Annotated in this window: 19 protein-coding genes and 1 pseudogene; 10 read left to right on the top strand and 10 right to left on the bottom strand. The window is 62.8% G+C overall.

Annotated features, from left to right (window positions below; translation table 11 throughout):
• Positions 1–43: 43 nt before the first annotated feature.
• From ACX4ZE_RS17250 to ACX4ZE_RS17225, 6 genes are all read right to left on the bottom strand, one after another.
• A complete protein-coding gene (locus ACX4ZE_RS17250; RefSeq protein WP_480274473.1) occupies positions 44–622 on the bottom strand; it encodes a hypothetical protein in 579 nt (192 codons plus the stop codon).
• A gap of 161 nt (positions 623–783) precedes the next feature.
• Positions 784–1,404: a TetR/AcrR family transcriptional regulator gene (locus ACX4ZE_RS17245; RefSeq protein WP_480274472.1), complete on the bottom strand. Its 621-nt coding sequence runs from the start codon at positions 1,402–1,404 to the stop codon at positions 784–786.
• Complete coding sequence (locus ACX4ZE_RS17240; protein ID WP_480274471.1) at positions 1,401–1,751, bottom strand: hypothetical protein; 351 nt, start codon at positions 1,749–1,751, stop codon at positions 1,401–1,403. The genes ACX4ZE_RS17245 and ACX4ZE_RS17240 overlap by 4 nt, the downstream gene beginning before the upstream one ends.
• The gene (locus ACX4ZE_RS17235) at positions 1,748–3,376 is read right to left on the bottom strand and encodes an FAD-binding oxidoreductase (RefSeq protein WP_480274470.1); all 1,629 of its coding nucleotides are present in this window, start codon (positions 3,374–3,376) and stop codon (positions 1,748–1,750) included. The genes ACX4ZE_RS17240 and ACX4ZE_RS17235 overlap by 4 nt, the downstream gene beginning before the upstream one ends.
• A gap of 107 nt (positions 3,377–3,483) precedes the next feature.
• Complete coding sequence (locus tag ACX4ZE_RS17230) at positions 3,484–5,217, bottom strand: sensor histidine kinase (RefSeq protein WP_480274469.1); 1,734 nt, start codon at positions 5,215–5,217, stop codon at positions 3,484–3,486.
• A gap of 159 nt (positions 5,218–5,376) precedes the next feature.
• Entirely contained in the window at positions 5,377–6,033 is a 657-nt protein-coding gene (locus ACX4ZE_RS17225; RefSeq protein ID WP_480274468.1) for a response regulator, read from the bottom strand.
• Between the two features lie 535 nt (positions 6,034–6,568).
• Here ACX4ZE_RS17225 and ACX4ZE_RS17220 point away from each other — a divergent pair.
• From ACX4ZE_RS17220 to ACX4ZE_RS17205, 4 genes are all read left to right on the top strand, one after another.
• A complete protein-coding gene (locus ACX4ZE_RS17220) occupies positions 6,569–7,558 on the top strand; it encodes an Acg family FMN-binding oxidoreductase (protein ID WP_480274467.1) in 990 nt (329 codons plus the stop codon).
• Between the two features lie 28 nt (positions 7,559–7,586).
• Positions 7,587–8,186: an Rv1733c family protein gene (locus ACX4ZE_RS17215; RefSeq protein WP_480274466.1), complete on the top strand. Its 600-nt coding sequence runs from the start codon at positions 7,587–7,589 to the stop codon at positions 8,184–8,186.
• Between the two features lie 26 nt (positions 8,187–8,212).
• Complete coding sequence (locus tag ACX4ZE_RS17210) at positions 8,213–9,115, top strand: universal stress protein (RefSeq protein ID WP_480274465.1); 903 nt, start codon at positions 8,213–8,215, stop codon at positions 9,113–9,115.
• Positions 9,116–9,305: 190 nt separating this feature from the next.
• Positions 9,306–10,697 carry a wax ester/triacylglycerol synthase family O-acyltransferase gene (locus tag ACX4ZE_RS17205; RefSeq protein ID WP_480274464.1) on the top strand — a complete coding sequence of 464 codons (1,392 nt, stop codon included), beginning with the start codon at positions 9,306–9,308 and terminating at the stop codon, positions 10,695–10,697.
• 150 nt (positions 10,698–10,847) lie between these two features.
• Here the strand turns inward: ACX4ZE_RS17205 and ACX4ZE_RS17200 are convergent, their stop codons facing one another.
• Both ACX4ZE_RS17200 and ACX4ZE_RS17195 read right to left on the bottom strand, forming a co-directional pair.
• Positions 10,848–11,402, bottom strand: coding sequence for a flavodoxin domain-containing protein (locus ACX4ZE_RS17200; protein ID WP_480274463.1), 555 nt, complete (start codon positions 11,400–11,402; stop codon positions 10,848–10,850).
• A gap of 132 nt (positions 11,403–11,534) precedes the next feature.
• Positions 11,535–12,419 (bottom strand): DUF302 domain-containing protein, encoded by an 885-nt coding sequence (locus ACX4ZE_RS17195; RefSeq protein WP_480274462.1) that lies wholly within the window; start codon positions 12,417–12,419, stop codon positions 11,535–11,537.
• 230 nt (positions 12,420–12,649) lie between these two features.
• Between ACX4ZE_RS17195 and ACX4ZE_RS17190 the strand changes: the two genes are divergently transcribed.
• The gene (locus ACX4ZE_RS17190; protein ID WP_480274461.1) at positions 12,650–13,624 is read left to right on the top strand and encodes a DUF2332 domain-containing protein; all 975 of its coding nucleotides are present in this window, start codon (positions 12,650–12,652) and stop codon (positions 13,622–13,624) included.
• A gap of 42 nt (positions 13,625–13,666) precedes the next feature.
• Here ACX4ZE_RS17190 and ACX4ZE_RS17185 read toward each other — a convergent pair whose 3' ends face one another.
• Entirely contained in the window at positions 13,667–14,053 is a 387-nt protein-coding gene (locus ACX4ZE_RS17185) for a hypothetical protein (protein WP_480274460.1), read from the bottom strand.
• Positions 14,054–14,330: 277 nt separating this feature from the next.
• Between ACX4ZE_RS17185 and ACX4ZE_RS17180 the strand changes: the two genes are divergently transcribed.
• The 3 genes from ACX4ZE_RS17180 (at position 14,331) to ltrA (ending at position 18,843) form a co-directional block, all read left to right on the top strand.
• On the top strand, positions 14,331–15,689 hold the full coding sequence (locus ACX4ZE_RS17180; RefSeq protein WP_480274459.1) for a phosphoribosyltransferase family protein: 1,359 nt from the start codon (positions 14,331–14,333) through the stop codon (positions 15,687–15,689).
• 258 nt (positions 15,690–15,947) lie between these two features.
• A complete protein-coding gene (locus ACX4ZE_RS17175; RefSeq protein WP_480274458.1) occupies positions 15,948–17,000 on the top strand; it encodes an IS5 family transposase in 1,053 nt (350 codons plus the stop codon).
• 106 nt (positions 17,001–17,106) lie between these two features.
• Positions 17,107–18,843: a group II intron reverse transcriptase/maturase gene (ltrA, locus tag ACX4ZE_RS17170; RefSeq protein WP_480274510.1), complete on the top strand. Its 1,737-nt coding sequence runs from the start codon at positions 17,107–17,109 to the stop codon at positions 18,841–18,843.
• A 290-nt stretch (positions 18,844–19,133) separates the two neighbouring features.
• On the opposite strand, the gene ACX4ZE_RS17165 is transcribed toward ltrA, so the two are convergent.
• The gene (locus ACX4ZE_RS17165) at positions 19,134–19,520 is read right to left on the bottom strand and encodes an integrase (protein WP_480274457.1); all 387 of its coding nucleotides are present in this window, start codon (positions 19,518–19,520) and stop codon (positions 19,134–19,136) included.
• Between the two features lie 38 nt (positions 19,521–19,558).
• On the opposite strand from ACX4ZE_RS17165, the pseudogene ACX4ZE_RS17160 reads away from it, so the two are divergent.
• Together ACX4ZE_RS17160 and ACX4ZE_RS17155 are read left to right on the top strand one after the other, a co-directional pair.
• Positions 19,559–19,702, top strand: a pseudogene (locus ACX4ZE_RS17160) (IS256 family transposase); the annotation flags it as partial.
• Positions 19,703–20,109: 407 nt separating this feature from the next.
• The coding region (locus ACX4ZE_RS17155; RefSeq protein ID WP_480274456.1) for a condensation domain-containing protein at positions 20,110–20,588 on the top strand (479 nt) is incomplete at its 3' end.

The raw sequence follows: 20,588 nt of genomic DNA, 5'->3' as shown, positions 1-20,588 counted from the left end.
CCGGACGTCCTGTCCGCGATCGAAGAACTATCAGGCCACAATATTATGCCGGATCGAGTTCCCTCCACGTGGTGTCACGGGACAGAGTGGAACAACGGCCGGTTATCGAGAGCAGCTGTCGCGGGTCGTCGGCATAGACCGTGGCGATAACATTCGCACGGGTGGCCAGATCACGGGCGAGATCGCGTATTTCGGGAGGTGCCGCAGGGGCGTTGCCGATCCCGATGAGCACCTCGCGGGTATGGATCGCCGTTGTCTGCGCGCAGTGCCGCAGGCGCTCCTTGGCTGCGGTGTCCAGCGCGGCGGGGCTGAGGTAGCGCTGGATGTGCTCACCACGGTCGGTGATCTGGTTGACCACCGGCTCCGTGGCAGCGTCGGTGAGCCATCGCTCGGCATCGGCGGTGATTTCGAAGACGAGATCGTGGTCGCGGATATCCGCAGGATGCGCGGAGGTGGTCAACAGCGCCAGGCTTGCTCGTCCGATCGCGAGAAAACCACTCATCGCATGGGCGAACAGGGTCGTCGGATCCGCTGTCGGTAACTGGTGTAGCCGTTGCCCGACGGTGGTGATCCAGCAAGCGAGATGTTCGGCTCCGGTATCGATCGACGTCGCTGTCGGCATAGCGCGACCATAGCCTGTGCCCCGTACGGGGTAATGACGAAACGCTGAAAGTATCGTCGGATATCCAGATGCCTCGGATATCCGGATGCCATAGCGTCTGCGTAGCAAATGATCCGGGCGCGTCGCAGTGCCATCCAGATACCGGAATCCCCAATGAGGTGCTACGCCGTCGGATCGTAGTGTTCTGCGGGTCGCCTGACCGTAGTGAACAGACGCACGCAACGTTCGGTCATGTCTTCGGGTGTGTAGCGAGGATGCTCGCTCCACCAAGAGATGGTGGTGGATACGATACTGAACCAGATCGCCAGCAGCAGCGAGTGATCGTCCGGGTCGGAGGTTCCTGCCTCTGCCAGCACCTGTGCCACGCCTTCTGAGCCCATACCGTTCAAGGTGTCCTGATACGCACGGGCCACTGCGTATGCCGCGCTCGGCCGGGGCAGTGTGGCATCGTAGATGATCTTCCAGTTCTGAGTGTGCCCGTCGAGCACATGGAAGATGCCGGCCAACGTCGCCAGCGCCTTATGTTGTGCACCGTAGGTGGACCGGGCCGCGGTCACGGCATCGACCAACTTTCTGCCGGCACGGTGAACACAAGCCGCGTGCAGTCCGTCGCGAGAGCCGAAGTAGGCATAGATGAGTGGTTTGGAAACGCCTGCGGCTGCGGCGATAGCCGCGATCGATGCCTTGACGTAGCCATGGTCGCCGAATTCGATGGTGGCGACGTCGAGAATCTGTTGTTCGCGTTGCTTCCGTGGTACCCCTTTGGTGCCGGCCTTGCTCACGGGGCATCACTTAGGGCATCGGTGTGTAGTTCCACGAGTGCCCGGTAGATATTCGCATCGCGCTCGATGTCCATACATTCCTGACCGGTCGGCTCTCGCCGTACCTTGCCCGAAACGCTTTCGATCAGCGATCCCGCTGGTACGTTCGTCCCTTCGGCAGTCAGCGCTTCGGCGGCGACCAGGCTGCCCGCGCCGATTTCGATAGATTCCAGGTCGGCACGGATCACGGCGCTATAGAGTACGCCGTCTTGTGCGTTGATCCGAATCTGTCCGATCACGATGGTCGTGGCAGCGATCCAGGTGTCGGAACCGATGTCAGGAGTGCAGCCGTCGAGACTGCTGATCATCGGTTTTTCCTCGCTGCTGATGTAGCCGGGTCTATCAAGACTCCGGGGTTGAGGATGCCCGCTGGATCGAGGGTCGATTTGGCCGCACGCAAAGCTGCGGCGAATGGTTCCGGGCGCTGGCGGTCATACCAGCGGCGGTGGTCGCGGCCCACGGCGTGATGGTGGGTGACGGTAGCCTCGTGGGCCGCGAGCGCTTCCGTGACCGCGATCTTGATTTCGTCCCATTGTTCGACAGTCCGCCCCCAGCGGCCGGCGGCGTAGATGCCGAAATAGGGAGCAGGCCCGTCCGGATAGACGTGAGTGAACCGGCACGTCACGATGCCGGTGACACCGACAGCGCGGAATGCGGCATTCGCCGCGGTGAGCACCGCGCTCCGCAATGTGTCGAAACGCTCCCAGGTGCAGGCGGTTTCGAACGTTTCTACGATCATGGACTGCGCGGCGAGCGCATCGCGCTGATAGGGCATACGAAAGAACGACGATCGCCAGGTATCGGCCGCTCCTGGACGCGCGTTGCCATCGGCCGAGTCGGTGATACGAATTCCGTCGGGTACTCGGCCGCTGTGGTCGCGACAGATCTGTACCGCCCGCCGTATCGGTTGGTCGACCGGATGGTCGGCGGATTCGAATCCGAGGACCAGCACCCCACCGGCCGTGTCGGTCCCGGCATTGAGGAACGCCTCCGCCGGATCGAGTAGCCGACAGTTCGCCGGAAAAAGCCCGGATTGGGCGATCACCCTGGTCGCGGTAACGGCTTCGCCATAGTCGTCGAACACCACCGCCGCTCCGGCCCTCCACCGCGGACGGCGCTGCACACGTACCCATGCCTCGGTGATCACTCCCAAGATGCCCTCGGATCCGAGGAACAGCCGGTCAGGAGATGGGCCTGCACCCGATGCCGGCAATCTGCGCGATGCGCTGACCCCGGTGGGCGACACCACTCGCATCGATTCGACCAGGTCATCGATATGGGTGTAGATCGTCGCGTAGTGACCGCCTGACCGGGTAGCCAACCAGCCACCGAGAGTGGAGAACTCGAACGATTGTGGAAAGTGCCGCAGTGTCAAACCTTCCGGCCGTAGGGCGGCTTCCAGCGCGGGGCCGAATACGCCCGCTTGAATTCTCGCCGCTCGGCTGGTGTGGTCGAGTTCGAGTAGCTGGTCCATGCGACTCATATCCAGTGCGATCGCCCCCGCGTAGTCAGCGGCGCAGCGCGGCTCGACGCCACCCACCACCGATGTCCCACCACCGAACGGCACGGCGGCTACATGGGCGTTCGTGCACCAGTCCAAGAGGTCGACCACATCCCGTTCGGTTCGAGGCCGCACCACCTGATCGGGCACATGGTCGATGCGACCGAGCAGATTGCGCACCACGTCACGGAATGCCTGCCCATGGCTGTGTCGAACGCGATCGTCGAGATCGTCCGAGGCCAGATGAGCCAACGAATCCGGTACTCGGCTACGGGAGGCCGGCACATCCAACGAGATCGGATCGGGCGCCTCGTGCACTGTCAGATCTGCCTCGGGCAGCAAAGCTGCCACCCGGCTTGTCAGCGCCACTCGCTCGGCGCCGGTCACCGCATTGTGGACAGTGCCCCATCCCCACCACGACCTCGTTGTCATAGTCGAACTTCCTTCGGCCCAGTTGATCGGCTAGATGGTAGATTCTGGACCGGTCGATTACCAGGGGTGATCTACCTTTTCTGCGCAGGGGGCTACGAGTGGGGCACTCAGTGCAGCGGTACTCTCCAGTACAGTCTGGTTCCGACAGCACTTCCATCCGAACCTGAGCCTGCTGTGATGGTAAGGGCTCCGGCAGCTTCTTCGGCCCGCCGGTGCAGGTTTCGCAGTCCGCTCGGCGTGACTTTCTCCGGTATTCCGCATCCGTCGTCTTCGACGAGGATGGTCAAGTCGTCGGCCACCGCGATCTCGACCGACACCGATCCGGCACCGGAATGCCGGACCACGTTGCTGACCGCTTCCCGGATGACAGCTTCCGCGTGGTCGGCCAGCTCGGGTTCGATCACCGACAGCGGCCCGGCGATGCGGACCGTGGCGCGGATCCCGCTGGCGGCGGTCTGTTGCCGGACCGCGTCCTCGATGCGTTGCCGCAGTCGCGTGCCATGGCCGCTGCCGCCGTGCAGATCGAAGATCGAGGTGCGGATCTCCTGGACGACTTCCTGCAGGTCGTCGATTGCTTCGGCGATCCGCTCACATACTTCTTCAGGCTCATGCGTACGCGGCACCGTGCCCTGCAGGTTCAGGCCTACGGCGAACAGCCGTTGAATGACGTGATCGTGCAGGTCTCTGGCGATCCGATCACGATCGGACAGGATGTCCAGCTCGCGCATGCGGTGCTGAGCGTCGGCCAGACGCATCGCCAGTGCTGCCTGGTCCATGAAGGACGCGGTCAATCCGAGGATCTCGTCATCGTATGGTGCCGATTCGGTGTTACGCAGCGCGACCAACACGCCGACGATGTAATCGGGGGTTTGCATAGGAAGAACCAGCGCGGGCCCGGCGTCTGGAAATATCTTGCCGAGATCGGCACGGCGGGAGTCGTCGAGCCGCTGTGGGGCACGCAGTCGGAACGCCTTGCCGATGGTTGTGTCTGTGAAAGGGAGTGTGCTGGGACGCTGCCAGTGTTCGGCACCTGTCGCGTGGGTGATCACGAGTTCGGTGATCTCCTCCTGGCTGTTGTCCGGTTCCGGAAGGACCGCGAGGAATGTCCGTTCTGAGCCGGTGAGTCGACGAGTGTGGTCGACAACGTGCGCCAGGACCTGGTCGGGCTTGGTTCCGGCAAGGAATTCTGTTGTGATGTCGCGGGTGGCCTCGATCCAGGCCTGCCGGGTACGAGCGGATTCGTAGAGATGCGCATTGTCGATCGCGATGCCGGCTGCTGCGGCCAATGCCCGCACAATGACCTCGTCGTCTTCGGTAAACGGCAGGCCGTTGGCTTTTTCGGTGAGGTAGAGGTTGCCGAATATCTGGTCACGGATGCGGACCGGGACACCCAGAAAGGTGCGCATCGGCGGGTGGTGGGCAGGGAATCCGACCGAGAGCGGGTGGTCGGCCAGGTCGTCGAGGCGGATCGGTTTCGGCTGGCTGAACAGCAGCCCGAGGACGCCGTGGCCTTGGGGGAGATCGCCGATGAGCTGTCGGGTCGGCTCGTCGACACCCTCGTAGACGAACTGGGTGAGTTGTTGATCGTGGCCGCGGATGCCCAGCGCCCCGTAGCGGGCGTCGACGAGTGAGGTGGCGGCATGCACGATCGTATGCAGGGTGTGATCCAGGTCCAACCCTGAGGTGACGGTCAGCATCGCTTCGATCAGGCCGTCCATCCGATCGCGCGCGTCGATGATCTGCTCGATTCGATCCTTGACCTCGGTGAGCAGTTCGTGTAATCGCAACTGCGAAAGTGTATCGCGCACCGAGTAGGTGTCGGTCGGCACGTCATCGGTCATGTCGACTACTCCCGAATCCCGGCGTGTCCACGGCAGGTGGCCATAGTGCAAGAGTATTTCACCTGCGCGCCACGCTCGAATATTCGGGCATAACGGGCCCTGTTGCGTGGCGGGCGCGCCTCATCGTGCGATCGGCGTCGGCTTGGTTCGCGGCACTGTTCAGAAGCCGATAGGGGGTCTGGTCGACTGCGACCGGAGTTTGGATGCGTATACGGCTGCTTGGGTGCGCCGTTCCAAGCCGAGCTTGGCGAGCAGCCGGGAAACATAGTTCTTCACTGTCTTCTCGGCCAGGAACATACGTTCGGCGATCTGTCGGTTTGTCAGTCCTTCGCCGAGCAAGTCCAGTAACTTGCGCTCTTGTTCGGTGAGTCCGGCTAGTGGGCCGTCTTGCCGCGTGTTCGCGCGGAGTCGCTGCATGAGGGCGGCGGCGGCACGGTTATCGAGCAGGGAACGTCCGGCGCCGACTTCTTTGATGGCCTTGGCCAGCTCCATGCCTTTGATGTCCTTCACAACGTAGCCGCTCGCCCCGGCGAGAATGGCATCGAGCATGGCCTGCTCATCAGTGAACGAGGTAAGGATCAGGCAGCGCAGATTGTCGAGTTTCGACAGGAGCTCGCGACAGAGTTCGATGCCATTGCCATCGGGCAGGCGCACATCGAGGACGGCGACATCCGGCTGAAGTGCGGGTATGCGGGCGAGAGCCTGGGCAACATCACCGGCTTCGCCGACAACGGAGAGCGCCGGGTCGGTCGAGAGCAGGTCGACCAGGCCTCGACGGACTATTTCGTGGTCGTCGACCAGAAACACCGTGATCATGGTGGCGTCCAATCCAGGGGTAGGTGGTGTGGTCGAGACTACGCAACCCGACGGCCCTGGAATGAGGACCAAAGTCCTTTTCCGGGTGACTACTCGATGATATCCGGGCTGAGCGGATAGGTCGGCTGGAGCGTCCGGAACCGACCCTGATGGACAACGGCTGTGGTGCGCGGCCGCGACGTGTGCGGGGTGCTGACCGGCAGACGCGGACATGTGGTTGCGATAGGCGGTGTCGCACAATCGGTCATGAGTCCATGAATCGCGCAGCCCTTCGACGATAGGGTGCGGGGATGCGCCTGCCCTACTCCAGGGTAGGGAGTATGGCGCGTGGGCCGTACACCGGACTGTCCGGATAGGCCGATCATGGTCGGAGGGCCCGATATTCGGTGACTTTCGGCCGTCATCTCTATCGTCGGATCGCGCGATGCTGAATGACGAACCCAGCGGTCGTGGCCGTCGGAGTTCGCGCTGAACGGTGGCGCCACCGCCGGTCGGGCGCCGGGCCTGCCAGAAGAATCCTGATAAGGGGCAAGCGATGCCGAGAACATACCCCGACCCTGAAACGCTGCGATCCGCGCTCGCACTGGCGGTACGAGCGCCATCGGTGCACAATACCCAACCGTGGTCGTGGCGGCTCGGTGACAATTCCGTGCATCTGTACGCCGATGAGAGTCGCCGGTTGCGGCATACGGACCCGGACGGTCGCGATCTGTTGTTGAGTTGTGGTGCGGCACTGCATCATTTCCGGATCGCAGCCAGGGCACTGGAGTGGGAGACACAGATCCATCGACTGCCGGATCCGGCTGAGCCCGAACATCTCGCGGCCATCGAATTCCTCCCGGCCACATTCACCCCTGAGGACGTCCAGATGGCGGGAGCCATCAGTACGCGTCGCACTGATCGCAGGCGCTACACCTCTTGGGAAGTGCCCAGTTCTTATGTCGAGAACATCATCGCCGCTGGTGCCGCACATGGGGTGCTTGTACGCGATGTCGATGCCGAACCTGCTCGGACCCAGCTGTTGCGGGCATTCGAACAAGCAGCGTGGCGACACGCCCGTGATTTCTCCTACGGCGCCGAACTGGCGCAGTGGAGCGGTAGGCATGCCGCACCGCAGGGCGTACCCGCGCGCAATGCGGTATCGCTCGCCACCGATCCAACGGTGCGGCCGTTCTCCAATCCAGGTCTACCGCAGGCGGTTGTCCGTGACATCGAGGCTGCCGACCGGATGATGCTGCTGAGCACGAGCAGTGATGATCGGATGTCCCAGCTGCGAGCGGGGGAAGCCATGAGTGCAGTACTGCTGACCGCCGCGACATTCGGACTGGCGACCTGTCCGTTGACCGAGCCGATGGAACTGACCGATACCCGAAACCGGATCCGTACGAACGTTCTGGACAACACCGGATACCCACAGATCATTATTCGAATCGGTTGGGCGGTAACCAGTGCCGACCCGATTCCGGCCACTCCGCGTCGACCTCTCGCGGAGGTCCTGTCTCCGCTGGATCCGACGGACTTGTGATGCGAGGTGCGCGAAAGAGGTAGGTCACGTGTCGCACTACCCGTCATTGCCGATTCGACTGTGGCGAGCACGGCCATGGAACGACAACCCGCTGGTACGCACCTCTGACCGGTGGGCTGTGTCGGTGCGACTATTCGCCGCGGTGGTAGTGCTGTTCGCTGTTCCGATAGCCGGCGCGGCGGGAAACGCGGGCTATAACTCAGCCACGGAGCGCATTCATACCGAGAACTCACAGAAAATCCCCGTACCGGCAATCGTTACGGGGAACCGACAGGCGATGACATCCGACCACTACCGCGGGGCAGCGGAACGGTCCGAAGTACTGGTGCGTTGGGATCATGACGGCAGACAAAGCAGCGCGACTGTGGAGGTAGCTCGGGCACCTGAGCTGGGTAGCCTCGTTATGGTATGGCTCGATCCGAATGGGCGGATGACCACACCGCCGCATCCGGCTTCCGAAGCATTCTGGTCGGCTACCATGTCCGGACTTGCTGTCATGTTCGGAATACTTTTCCCCGCAATAGCTCTGGTGCTGTCCACCGACTGGCTGCTCGGTCGGATCCGCAGTACCCACTGGGATTCGGAGTGGCGGCGGATGAGCAGGCCGATCGGCAGAGATGCCGAATGACAAAGCCAGAACCCGAGGAGGGTCGGATGGCAGAGAACACGACCACACAGGCCAAGCAGGTGAATCTACCGATTGTGGTCGCCGTGGACGGTTCGACCACCTCATACCACGCGGTCGCGTGGGCAGCCGTGGATGCCGCGGTGCACCGCGGCAGACTGCACATAGTCACCTCTATTGCACTCCGGCCCGGTTTCGGCTTCGGGCGCCAACCGGTCGAAGCAGAAACGGAGTTGCTCCGCGAGGACGGTGAGCGCGCGCTCACCGAGGCGGTCCGAGTGGCCCGGACGACGACGCCCGGCGAAGCGCCGGCGATCAGCACCGAATTAATTCTCGAACCGATCGTCACCTACCTGATCGACCATTCCCGACAGGCCAGAACGCTGGTTGTGGGCAGCAGGGGGCTCGGAGCATTCCGTCGCGAATTGTTCGGCTCGGTGGGGGCAGCGCTGACCCGACACGCACATTGTCCCGTCGCGATCGTGCGTTCGACTTCGGCCACAGATGCTGTCTCGTCGGAAAAACCCGTCCTTGTCGGAGTCGACGGCACCCACAACAGCGTGGCCGCCATAGAGATCGCTTTCGAGGAGGCTTCGCGGCGCAGAGTCGGGTTGATCGCACTGCACGCGTGGAGTGACATGACGGGAATCGACCTTCCACTGCTCGACTGGGATATCGTGCAGGAGCATGAGGACATCCTGCTCGCGGAGAGTCTCGCAGGCTTCAGTGAGCGGTATCCGGACGTGTCGGTACGGCGTGTACTGATGCGGGATCGGCCGGTTCGCTCATTACTGGAAGAATCGGAAAACGCTCAGCTGCTTGTAGTCGGCAGCCACGGTCGGGGAGGGTTCACCGGAATGCTGCTCGGTTCTACCAGTGCCGCGCTGTCGCATTCGGTGGAATGCCCATTGATCATCGTACGTGCGCGCTGAAACACATGCGATCCCATCCTCGGCGCTGTCACGACCGAGGTTCCTTTTCGACTGCCACACAGTCTCAGCCCCGCCTCCGTACCCCATTGCTGCCGCCGTATCTCATTGCTATTGCCATGTGACGACGGTCATGGGCAGCGGTTACCTTCGCATCTCACGATGCTGTGCCTCGGTCGGCAGTATGGCATGAGTGGCGACGTCAGTTCCCCGGCCGACAACCGAACTGCGCCCCCTCGATTCAGGCTTCATGGAGCTAGAGGACGCTGATCGGCATATCAGTCTCGGTATCGCCGTAGTGGCAATCATTTCCGGTATGCCGCCGAGCCGGAACGAGATCACCGCCCTGCTCACCGGAGCGGTGGAACACAATGTCCGGCTTCGGCAGAAAGTGCGCCGGGCGCCCTTTGACCTGGTCACCCCTGTCTGGGAGAACGATCCTCATTTCGATCTCGCCCATCACCTCAGTCGAGCCGCGCTGCCCGAGCCAGGCGATGAGCGGACACTGTGTGAACTGATCTCGGGCGAACTCGAAGAGCGACTCGACCGCGACCATCCATTGTGGCAGTGCATTATTGTCGAGCATCTCGCGCAGGATCGCTGGGCGCTGATCGTCAAAGCGCATCACAGCTTGGTCGATGGGGTGTCGGGAGTTTCTTTGCTCGAATATCTCTGTGATGAGATGCCGATGGAACCGGCGAATCGCGTCGAATCAGAGCCGGGTAGCGGGTCCGGTTCGCGGTTGATCGGCATGGTTCGCGAGGGAGTACGGCTGTCTGTAGTCGTACCGCGGTGTGTGGTCGGGACGGTGCGCAGGTTGGCGCCTTTGGCTGTGGCCACGCTCTCCCCGGCCGTTGAGACTTCGCTCAACGGACCAATTGGACGACAGCGGCGCTATGTTGTCGCCAGGGCCAACCTGTCGGAGGTCCGCGAGATCAGTGTAGTGTTCGGCGTTACTGTCAACGATGTTGTCTTATCTGTTGTCACGGCCGCGTACCGCGACTTGCTACTCGGTAGACATGAGCTGCCGGCCTCCGACAAGTTGCGCGTTCTCATCCCGGTTTCGATAACGACCACGCAGACAAAATGCGCCCTCGATAACCAGATCTCGGCGATGTTGCCATTCCTGCCGATCGATGTTTCCGATCCGGTCGAGCGGCTGAGCACGATTCACGCGCGGTTATCGGAGCGCAAGTCCAGCGCCGAGTCGCGGGCGGAGGATTCGGTGTTCGCGCTGGTCGGTCGGCTTCCGTTCGCGCCAGTGGCGTGGACTCTGCGGCTGCTGGCGCGCTTTCCTCAGCGCAGTGTCGCCACGTTCGCGACAAATGTGCCTGGACCGCGGCACGAACTATCAGTGTGCGGATGTCCGGTTCTGGACTTGCTGCCTGTTGTGCCTATCGCTATGCGGTTGCGCACTGCGGTCGCGGTCCTCAGTTACGCTGATTGCCTGACTTTCGGAATCACCGGGGACTATGACAGCGCACCCGATATCGCGGTGCTCGCCGAAGGCATCGAACAGGAGATCCAGCGTCTCCGTGAGCGCATCACAATCTGGTCACCGCGACCGGATACGACCGGACGATAACGGTACCGATCGCATATCCCCTTCCTGGTTACCGGTCCGCCCGCGCCGGGTGCGACACCGGACAGCCTCTCGGAAAGTACGATTCCGGTCGCGTGATGCCGGTGGCTGCCGCCAGTGGGGTCTCGATGGTAGCTCATGTATGTGCGCCTTTCACGGATGAATCGTGGTGAAGTGCGCTGGGGGCAGCTGTAAGCTACGGGCGATGGTGTCGGCCCATGCGCGGATCGCGATCCAGTCCCGGAGATCCCCGTAACGTCTACCGCCCAGCAGTCGGTAGACGAGACGCTTGCGCAGCGAGATGCTCGTTTGTTCGTAATAACCCGCGAAAGCTTGATAGTCGTGCGCGACAATCGAATCACGGAGCATGGCGATCCGCTTCGGTACGACCCGGCCGACACGACGGCCGATCGGCCCACGCAGGGCTGGGGCGAGTCCGACGCTGAACAGCCAGACATCGCGGTCGGCCAATTCGTTGTGGTGGGTGCGCACATAGTTGGCGGCAACGGGCAGAAGAGCTCTGTCGTGCACGGCGCTCCCCAAGATGAGAGTGTCGAAACGGGACAAGTCTGGGGCATGGGCGATATCGGCGAATTCGACAGTCGCTTCGTGGGCCGCCAGTTCGGTGCCGATGAATTCGGCGATATCGCGAGTCGACCCCTGTTCGGTCGCATAGACCACTGCGATATGGGGGGTTTCCTTTTCCATATCGGCAAGCCTGCTCGTATGCCCATAGCTCGGTGAGAGGACTCCTGCCCGGGCGGACGGGACCATGGTCACCGCTGGTGAGCGGTGACCTGTTCCGCTGCCATACCCCGGTCGCGGCGTTGCCGAGGTCGATCACATCGTCGTAGGTGCTGAATCGCGGAGGCTCTCCAATGCGGCGGCGAGCAGCTGACGCGTGGCATCGGCGACCGTGCGCAGTGCGGATTCGCCGGTGACACGGACAAGAATGTTGGGATCGGTAGACTCGACGAGAGTGCCTGTCTCGACTGAACGCACCACGATGCTGCACGGAAAAAGCAGCCCGGCTCGGCGATCAGTGGTCAATGCGTGGTGGGCAAGCCTGGGATCGCAGACTTCGAGGATCAGATAGTCCTCTATGTGCTCGCCGATCTTCTCCCGCAGGACGCTCCGCACATCGATCTCGGTGATCACACTGAGCCCTTGGGACTGCAACGCATCCCGAGTCCGTGTGGCGGCGTCTGTGAACGGAACAGCCAGATGAACCGCGATGGCCGGTAACGGGGCCACCGGCAGTCTGATCTCGGTGAGCAGTCGATCCGGATCGCTTACCTCGTCCGGACCGATCAAGTACGCCTCGGTCGGCGGGCCGATCGGCTGATAGCCAGCCTCGCGCAACCATTCCTGTAGCGCGCGATAGGCAGCGCCGAGATCGCGGTAACTGCCATGGTGACAGGTACGCGCAACGAGAGCACCCGGCAGTACGATGACCTGCGCGCCGGAACTCGGTCCGAGGTTGGGCGCTGGTTCGACCGGCACACCGAAATCCACCGAGATCGATTCATCGGTCGGCAGCTTTTGGTTGAACGTGATCGTCGGTGCGCCACTGGCGGTCAGTCCGGCGTGCTGCGCGATCCGGGTCAGTTCCCGCATTCCTTCCACGACGTCCTCGCCGAGCAGATGCGGGTTCGGACGGATCTCGCGCGGCACACGAAGCACCGTCTCCGGCGCCGATTCAACCAGGGCCACTCGATACTCCATCAAAGCCTCCTCGATCTTCGTGCGATGAGCGTGCGCCGCGCGAGTTACCGCTGCACAGGGGCGAAGGTCCCGCCATGAGAGGTACTATCGACGTCCTGACTTACGCAGATGCCGGTGGCCACTGCCCGGAATGGTTCTGCTCCACGGACATGACTATTGTTCGCGCAGGTCAGAGCCGGATAGTTGGCTGGTGAGCATTCGTGTACAACGCATCCGTGTAGAACGGAGGTATGACTTCGAGTGCAACGGCTGGTTGGTATCAGCATTTCGCCGAAGTCGAAGCACAGGGTTATTCCTCGTGCTATGAGGCATGGGCGTCGGGCATCGCCTCGGATCCGCAGCTATTGTCGTTGATCGATCAGCTGCCGGAGGAGAAGAAACAGCCGAATCTTGTGCTCGCGTCGGCGCGCTATCTCGGGCTGGCCGAGGCATCGTTTCACGAGCTCAGGGACTGGATGCTGCAGCATTGGTATGATGTCGCGGCGGTTGCGACCGCGCACAGGACGCAAACCAACGAGGTCGGCAGAACCGCGGTACTTCTTCCGGCCTTGGCCCGGCTTCCCGGCCCCCTGGCCCTGATCGAAGTGGGTGCATCCGCGGGTTTGTGCCTTTACCCGGATCGGTTCAGTTACCGTTACGACGATCGATATGAGCTGCATCCCGCCGACGGCCCCGCACAGGTGCTCGTGCAGTGTACGACTTCGGGCGATCCACCGCTTCCAGATCGACTGCCCGAGGTGATCTCACGAGCCGGGGTCGATCTGAACCCGCTGGATGTGCATGATGCCGATGAGATGCGGTGGCTCGAGTGCCTGGTCTGGCCCGGACAATCCGAACGGCTGCAGCGCTTACGCGACGCAGCGGCGATTGCCAGGGCCGATCCGGTGGATGTGATCTCCGGCGATCTGAACGAGACAGTGCCCGCGCTGGTAGATGCCGCGCCCGAGGAAGCGACGGTGGTGGTCTTCCACAGCGCTGTCCTGCGCTATCTAAGCGTCGACGAGCGGGTCCGTTTCGAACGAACGGTTAGGGGCCTGCCCTGCCACTGGTTGTCCAACGAGTTCTACGGCGTCATCGGTTCGGTGAGCGATCAGCTCCCAGTGCCGGTATCGGATCCGCCCGGGCGATTCGTTGTAGCGTTGGACGGATTTCCGTTGGCGTATGCCGGTTCTCATGGGCAGACACTCCACTGGCGCCCCCGGTGAGGGCACCGACGACTGATACGTATACCGGCGCTCGATCGGAAGCTATCGATCGGTATCCCGGTTGCGGCGGGCCCGGCTCGCCACCCATACGCCTGCGCCGATCGCTGTGGCCACCGGCCACGACACCAACCCGGTGACAGCTGCCGCACCGAGGCCGCCGTAGTAGAGCAACGACTCGCGATCGGTCAGCCGACGGCGCACCGCCCCAGTGGCAGACGAAACGCCGGCCGCCACCGTATGTGGTCCGGGTGGCCGTGGCACACGTGTCGTCCGCACTCCGATCGTCGGAATCGGGACATACAGCCCATCGTCCTCAGTGGTCTTCGTTTCCGATTCGGTGGTCTGTGATGTTGCCTCGGATTCGGACAGCGCCTCGGACGATTCGATACCGGATTCGCTTGTTTGCGGGAGTGCTGTCTTATGAGACATGACCGCTCCTGTCTCCGTTTCGGCATCCACACGATCTGTACTAGAGCCAAGTCGAGAAAGTTCAAGACCGCTATATCCCTTGGCGGTGTAGTGCATAGACTTTGGTCACCGGCACCTGCGGTGGCATCGCGGCTCGGTTCGATGGCAACCGATGACGAAGGTCTTCGCGCGCCGACGACCATATCCAGGGACCAACGGCCCTCGACTGAGCAACGATCGGACCTGCTGTCGTATCCCCTCGAAGCCCACGCTGAAAAGAGCCATGAGGAGGTGTGCGATGGTGTTCGACGATCGCCGTGACGCTGGACGCCGATTGGCTCAGCGGCTCGAGTATCTCCGTGCTGAGGATGTTCTCGTCGTCGGTTTGCCTCGCGGTGGTGTGCCGGTCGCTTATGAGGTCGCGCGGGCGTTGGGTGCGCCGTTGGATGTGATCGTGGTACGTAAACTCGGTGTTCCGTATCAACCGGAGTTCGCGTTCGGTGCAATCGGTGAGGACGATGTGCTGGTGATCAATCATGTCGTCGTCGCGCACGGTGGACTCACCGGTGAGGACATGGCGATGGTGGAGCGCCGGGAACGTGGTGAACTGACACGGCGGGTCGAGTGGCTGCGGCGCACGCACCCACGTATCGAGTTGTCGGGCCGCACCGTGGTCATTGTCGACGATGGCATCGCTACCGGCGCGACTGCTCGCGCCGCCTGCCAGGTCGCGTGGGCACAAGGAGCGCAGCGGGTAGTGCTGGCCGTTCCGGTGGCACCGGATGACGCGCTGGCCATGCTGAAAGACGAAGCCGACGAGGTGGTCTGTCTGGAAGTGCCCACGTGGTTCGGTGCTGTCGGCTGCTGGTATCGCCGTTTCGAGCAGGTATCCGCCGAAGAGGTCGATGAGCTGCTGCGCCAGGCCGAGGGAGCGCGGCTGGAACTCCGAAAAGACCCGGAGAGCGATCCGCCGCTGTGTGATGAGGAGGTGTGGATCCAGGCCGGTGAGGTCGACCTGGCCGGGCATCTCACTATTCCGGAGAACCCGCTAGGGGCAGTGCTGTTCGCGCACGGCAGCGGCAGCAGCCGACACAGCCCACGCAATCACTACGTGGCCGAGGTGCTGAATCGGGCTGGACTCGGCACACTGCTTTTCGACCTGCTCACCCCGGAGGAAGAGATCGACCGGGCGCGGGTCTTCGATATCGGATTATTGTCGCGGCGGCTAGTCGAGGCCACCGGTTGGCTGACCGGTCGCGCCGAGGTCGCCGGTATGCGGATCTGTTACTTCGGGGCCAGCACGGGGGCTGCCGCAGCGTTTATGGCGGCAGCTCACCCCGGCGTGGAGATCGCCGCAGTGGTGTCACGTGGTGGCCGGGCAGATCTCGCCGGAGCTGCGTTGGCCGCGGTACGTGCGCCGACCCTGTTGATCGTAGGCGGTCACGATCATGTCGTGCTGGAGCTGAACCGGTGGGCGGCACAGGAGATTCCAGGGGAGACGGTGCTATCGGTGGTGTCGGGTGCGACACACCTGTTCGCGGAAACGGGCGCATTGGAGAAGGTCGCGGAACTCGCCCGCGACTGGTTTGTGAGCAAGCTGGCATCTGCTGCGGCACTCGATATCGACAATGGCGGGACAACCGGCACCCGGTCATGACGCCGCCTCGCCGACCTCGTCGTTCTTAGAGCCTGGTGACAAACACTTTGCTTGGTGAGATCCGGCCTCGGCGTGAGGTGTTGAGCCGCTACATGTTCAGAGATTCGAGCGATCCACCCGCGAACGAGGCGGGCTCCTGGTAATCGAGGTGTTGTCTACGCACCACCAGAACCAGGAGCCCACCTGTCTGTCTACACTCTCGTACCCGCGAGCGCCAGCGGTTGCGCTTCATCGGGCTGCCGATGCCATGTCCGGACGATGTCGTATCCGTCCGATCTCACCGATACCGAGTGGGCGGTCCTGGAGAAAGAGGCGCGAGCGGTGATGGCCGAACTGGTCAGAGCCACCGGCCGGCCGATGGTGCACGATCTGCGCGCGATGCTCGACGCGATCGGGTATGTGGCCCGCTACGGCATCGAGTGGTGCGCCCTGCCGGTCGATTTCCCGCCGCAGGCGGCGGTGTATGCGTTCTTCACCCGCTGGTCAGCGCGTGGTCTGCCCGAACGCCTCGCCGACCGGCTACGTGGTCGCCTGCGAGTGCTGGCCGGGCGCGGTGAGCTGCCCACCGCCGGGAGCATCGATTCCCAGACCGTCCGCGCGGCCGAGACGGTATGGGCCGGGGCGTGTGGGTACGACGCGGGCAAGAAGACCAAGGGCCAGAAACGACACATCGCGGTCGACACCCTCGGGCTGCTGCTGAGCGTGGTCGTCACCGCCGCGTCGGTCCAGGACCGTGACGGCGCCCACCCGCTGCTGGCCCGGCTGCGGGAGAAGTTCTCCACCGTCACCTTGGTCTGGGCCGACGGCGGCTACGCCGGCCGCCTGGTCGTGTGGGCGAAATCCGCTCTGGCGCTGTCGGTGTCGATCGTGAAACGGTCGGACGACACCCGGGGGTTCGTCGTGTTTCCGCGCCGGTGGGTGGTCGAGCGGTCCTTCGCGTGGCTGACCCGCTACCGGCGGCTGGTTCGGGTCTACGAGCGCGACCCCGCCCATCACGAGGCGATGATCTGGTGGGCCACAGTGCATCACATGACGCGGCGGTTGACTCGGGAACTGGTCGGTGAGCCGCCAGCCAGTCGGTGGGGCGACCCGCCACCGCTGCCGGAACTGACCAGTCTTGACGCGCGTGGGAAGGTGGTGGAGCTGGTCACCGCGCAGCCGTGGCGGGCGTGGAAAGGCGTCGAGCTGGCCGCGATTCTCGGGATCGACAACCACAACAGTTTCCGGGTCCGGCTGTCGCAGTGGTCGCACCAGGACCACATCAGAAAGATCGGCCCGGCCCTCTACGGGCCGGTCCTGGCCAGCGCTTAACCCTTTGTCACCAGGCTCTGAAAGGGTGCTGACGCGAGTCGGGTGAGCCTGCGAACAACTCGATGACCGAATCGTCAGAACTGGAAGGGGCAAGTTGGACACCACAATGCTGGTGAACGGACCCGCAGACCCGGTTCCCGACTGGGATGCCGTGCGTTGGCGCACGGTCGAGGATCAGGTACGGCGGTTGCGGCAGCGGATTTTCGCGGCCTCACAGGCAGGGGACCTGAAGAAGGTCCGGAATCTGCAGAAGCTGATGCTTTGTTCCCGCGCGAACGCACTGATGTCGGTGCGGCGGGTTACGGAGCTCAATGCGGGCCGCAAGACCGCCGGGATCGACGGCGAGGTGGTGGCGGATGCGGAGCAGAAGACCGACATGGTCGACTGGTTGCAGCACGGCACTGCCGCGTGGTTGCCTCGGCCGGTCAAGCGGGTGTTCATACCGAAAAGCAACGGACGCCGCCGCGGGTTGGGGATTCCCGTGATCGCTGATCGAGCGCTGCAAGCGCTGGTGGTCAACGCGCTGGAACCCGAGTGGGAGGCCCGGTTCGAACCCAGATCCTATGGGTTTCGGCCGGGCCGGGGATGTCACGACGCCATCGTGGCCATACACACCACTGCCAGCCGCACCGACGCCAAACGCGTGTGGATTCTCGACGCCGATCTGGCCGCCGCGTTCGACCATCTCGACCACGACCACATCCTCGGCTCACTGGGCACTTTCCCTGCACGGGGACCGGTGCGGCAGTGGCTGAGTGCCGGCGTGGTCGATCAGGGTCGTTTCGCGTCGACTGAGGAGGGAGCTCCCCAGGGCGGGGTGATCAGTCCGTTGATACTCAATGTTGCTCTGCACGGCATGGAGGCCGCCGCCGGGGTCCGCTCCTACACCACCGGCACCCGTGCCGGGAAAACGGTGAAGGGCTGCCCGGTGGTTATCCGCTACGCTGATGACCTTCTCGCACTGTGCTATTCACGCGAGCAGGCCGAACAGGTCAAGCAGCAGTTGGCGCAGTGGCTGGCTCCCAGAGGACTCGTCTTCAACGAGGACAAGACTCGCATCACGACCCTGGATCAGGGCGTGGATTTTCTGGGGTTCAACATTCGCCGCTACCCGAACGGGAAGCTGCTGACCAAGCCGAGCAACGCCGCGCTGCGGCGCATCCGGCTGAAGCTGTCCACCGAGATGAAGCGGCTGCGTGGCTCCAACGCCGACGCGGTGACCGCTACTCTCAATCCGATCATCACCGGATGGGCGGCCTACTACCGGATCGGGGTTTCGAAACGGGCATTCACTGCTCTGGACGCCCACGTCTGGCGGCTGGTCTACAAGTGGGCCAGATTCCGTCATTCGAACAAACCGATGTATTGGGTCAAAGCCCGCTACTTCGGAGCGTTCAACCCCGCCCGAGCGGACAAGTGGGTGTTCGGGAGCCGCGACAGCGGCTTCTACCTGCGCAAGTTCGCTTGGACACCGATCGTCCGGCACCGAATGGTCACCGGCGCGGCGTCTCCGGACGATCTCGCGCTGGCCGACTACTGGACCGAGCGGCGTCGCCGCCGCACACCCCCGGTGGGCAAGGACACCCTGCGCCGCTTGCGCGCGCAGAACGGCCGATGCCCACTCTGCCGGGGTTTGCTGCTGCACACCGACCGTGAACCACAAACGCCGCACCAGTGGCAGCAGTGGCTCACGGCCGCCCGCACCGCGATCCGCCGACAGGCGATCACCATCTCGAACGCTCACCAACCGGACGACTACACCGCAACGCGTCTCGTCCACGCCCACTGCCACCACAATCACACTAAAAACGGTGGCGGGCACCGCACTTCAGCCGACCTGTGAGCCTTCAGGGCTTGCTTGAGCCAGTTGCCTGGAAAGCGGGCACGGCCGGTTCTTAGGGGGCGAGGGCGTGGTAACACGCCCTCGCTACCCGCCGAACGCTGGTTCGGGTTCCTCACCGACCAACTCCTGCGCCGCGGAGTCCACACAAGCGTCGCGGCACTGGACAAAGACATCACAGCCTGGATCGAGCAATGGAACGCCGACCGGAAACCATTCGTCTGGCGCAAAACTGCAGAAAAGATCCTCGAATCACTCGCTAAATATCTTCAACGCATTTCAGGCGCGACACACTAGCACGTCAGCCACTGCTGCTCGGTCGGGATCCAGGGCAATTTCACCAACCGCGGCACCAGCCCGCGCTGCTGGCCTCCCCACTTCCTTCCAGACGTATATCGACCCCGCCCAACAGGATTGGACTCCCGGACACCTTCCTTGATCAGAAAGTCATAGAACAACCGAATCGGCACCAGTCGCTGCTGAATTGTCGCGTTCGCCAGCCCGCACCCGGAATCGATCGATACCACATTCGCCCCGCGGCGGCTGGCCCGACCGGTCAGCTCTCGAACGAAGATCACGACGTCAGCGTGGTTCGCAGTGACCGGCTCGAACCCATGCTCCGTACAGACCTGCAAGAACTCCGCCAACCCCGTTGCCGCCAAACCTGCCTCCAGTTCCATGGTCAAATTCGGAGCCGTCGAACCTCTCGGATTGATTCCACGTGACTAATAAGCAAGCCGCGTTGAAGTGCCTGTACCTGGTGACCCGTTCGCTCGACCCGACCAGCGTAGGTCGGGCACGATGGACCATACACTGGAAGCCCGCGGTCAACGCGTTCGCGATCACCTTCGCCGACCGCTGACCTGACGCGCAAACCTACTCAGAGAAACTTCCGGAAACACCGATGCCGAGATAGTTCCCCCGCGATATTCTTATGTTGTATGAATTTTGTATAATGCATGTCTTGCGGTTCGGACGATAGCTTATATTTCGTGAACAGTGTGCTTCATAATCGTGTTGCTTCAAGATATTGTTATCGGCGTTTCGATTGTGTTGCGTGAGGGTGCCGTATCCGACTGAATTAGTTTCGTGTTCGAGCGTTGTGTGGTTTTGGGTGCTGCGGTGGTGTGGGTGAGTGGGTAGGCTCGGGGAAATTTCCGGGTTGCATGTTTTCTCTCTGGTCCTGTTCGGTCGTTGTGGATTGGTTCAGTGTGGTGATCCGGGTTATCGAGGAACTTTTCTCACCGAGCTATTCACGAGGTATTCACGATGACGGATCTGGTTTCTTCTTCTTGTTCTTGCCCGTTGACGGTGAATCAGTTCGGGGTGTGGTTGTCGCAGGAGTTGGATCCCGATCTGCCGTTCAATGTGGCGGGTTATCTGGATGTTCACTACGAGAGTGTGATCGATCTTGATGTGTTGGGTGAGGCTGTGCGGCAGGCGTTGGTGGAGGCGTCGATGGCTGGGGTGAATGTGGTTGTGGGTGTGGAGGGTCCGTGTTTGGTGGTGGGGGAGTTGGGTGGGTGGAGGCCGGAGGTGGTGGATCTGGAGGGAGTGGCCGATGGGGTGGAGCGTGCTGGTGTGTTGATGGAGGAGTGGTCGCGGACGCGGTTCGATCTGCAGCGGGATCGGTTGGCGGTTGTTCGGGTGGTCCGGTTGTCGGGGCGGCGGGTGTTTCTGCATTTTGTGGCGCATCACGTCCTCTTTGATGGTGCTAGTGGCGGGATCATCGGGAATCGGGCGTTGCA

The organism is Nocardia sp. TBRC8007 (assembly GCF_056629435.1).
Note: the sequence above shows the minus strand (reverse complement) of the source record. Positions and strands in the feature narration are given on the sequence as shown.

Excerpts from the sequence above, each read along its gene's own strand:
- ACX4ZE_RS17250 (WP_480274473.1), bottom strand. The coding sequence starts at position 622 with ATGCCGACAGCGACGTCGATCGATACCGGAGCCGAACATCTCGCTTGC.
- ACX4ZE_RS17240 (WP_480274471.1), bottom strand. The coding sequence starts at position 1,751 with ATGATCAGCAGTCTCGACGGCTGCACTCCTGACATCGGTTCCGACACC.
- ACX4ZE_RS17235 (WP_480274470.1), bottom strand. The coding sequence starts at position 3,376 with ATGACAACGAGGTCGTGGTGGGGATGGGGCACTGTCCACAATGCGGTG.
- ACX4ZE_RS17230 (WP_480274469.1), bottom strand. The coding sequence starts at position 5,217 with ATGACCGATGACGTGCCGACCGACACCTACTCGGTGCGCGATACACTT.
- ACX4ZE_RS17225 (WP_480274468.1), bottom strand. The coding sequence starts at position 6,033 with ATGATCACGGTGTTTCTGGTCGACGACCACGAAATAGTCCGTCGAGGC.
- ACX4ZE_RS17220 (WP_480274467.1), top strand. The coding sequence starts at position 6,569 with ATGCCGAGAACATACCCCGACCCTGAAACGCTGCGATCCGCGCTCGCA.
- ACX4ZE_RS17210 (WP_480274465.1), top strand. The coding sequence starts at position 8,213 with ATGGCAGAGAACACGACCACACAGGCCAAGCAGGTGAATCTACCGATT.
- ACX4ZE_RS17200 (WP_480274463.1), bottom strand. The coding sequence starts at position 11,402 with ATGGAAAAGGAAACCCCCCATATCGCAGTGGTCTATGCGACCGAACAG.
- ACX4ZE_RS17195 (WP_480274462.1), bottom strand. The coding sequence starts at position 12,419 with ATGGAGTATCGAGTGGCCCTGGTTGAATCGGCGCCGGAGACGGTGCTT.
- ACX4ZE_RS17190 (WP_480274461.1), top strand. The coding sequence starts at position 12,650 with ATGACTTCGAGTGCAACGGCTGGTTGGTATCAGCATTTCGCCGAAGTC.
- ACX4ZE_RS17185 (WP_480274460.1), bottom strand. The coding sequence starts at position 14,053 with ATGTCTCATAAGACAGCACTCCCGCAAACAAGCGAATCCGGTATCGAA.
- ACX4ZE_RS17180 (WP_480274459.1), top strand. The coding sequence starts at position 14,331 with ATGGTGTTCGACGATCGCCGTGACGCTGGACGCCGATTGGCTCAGCGG.
- ACX4ZE_RS17175 (WP_480274458.1), top strand. The coding sequence starts at position 15,948 with ATGTCGTATCCGTCCGATCTCACCGATACCGAGTGGGCGGTCCTGGAG.
- ltrA (WP_480274510.1), top strand. The coding sequence starts at position 17,107 with ATGCTGGTGAACGGACCCGCAGACCCGGTTCCCGACTGGGATGCCGTG.
- ACX4ZE_RS17165 (WP_480274457.1), bottom strand. The coding sequence starts at position 19,520 with ATGGAACTGGAGGCAGGTTTGGCGGCAACGGGGTTGGCGGAGTTCTTG.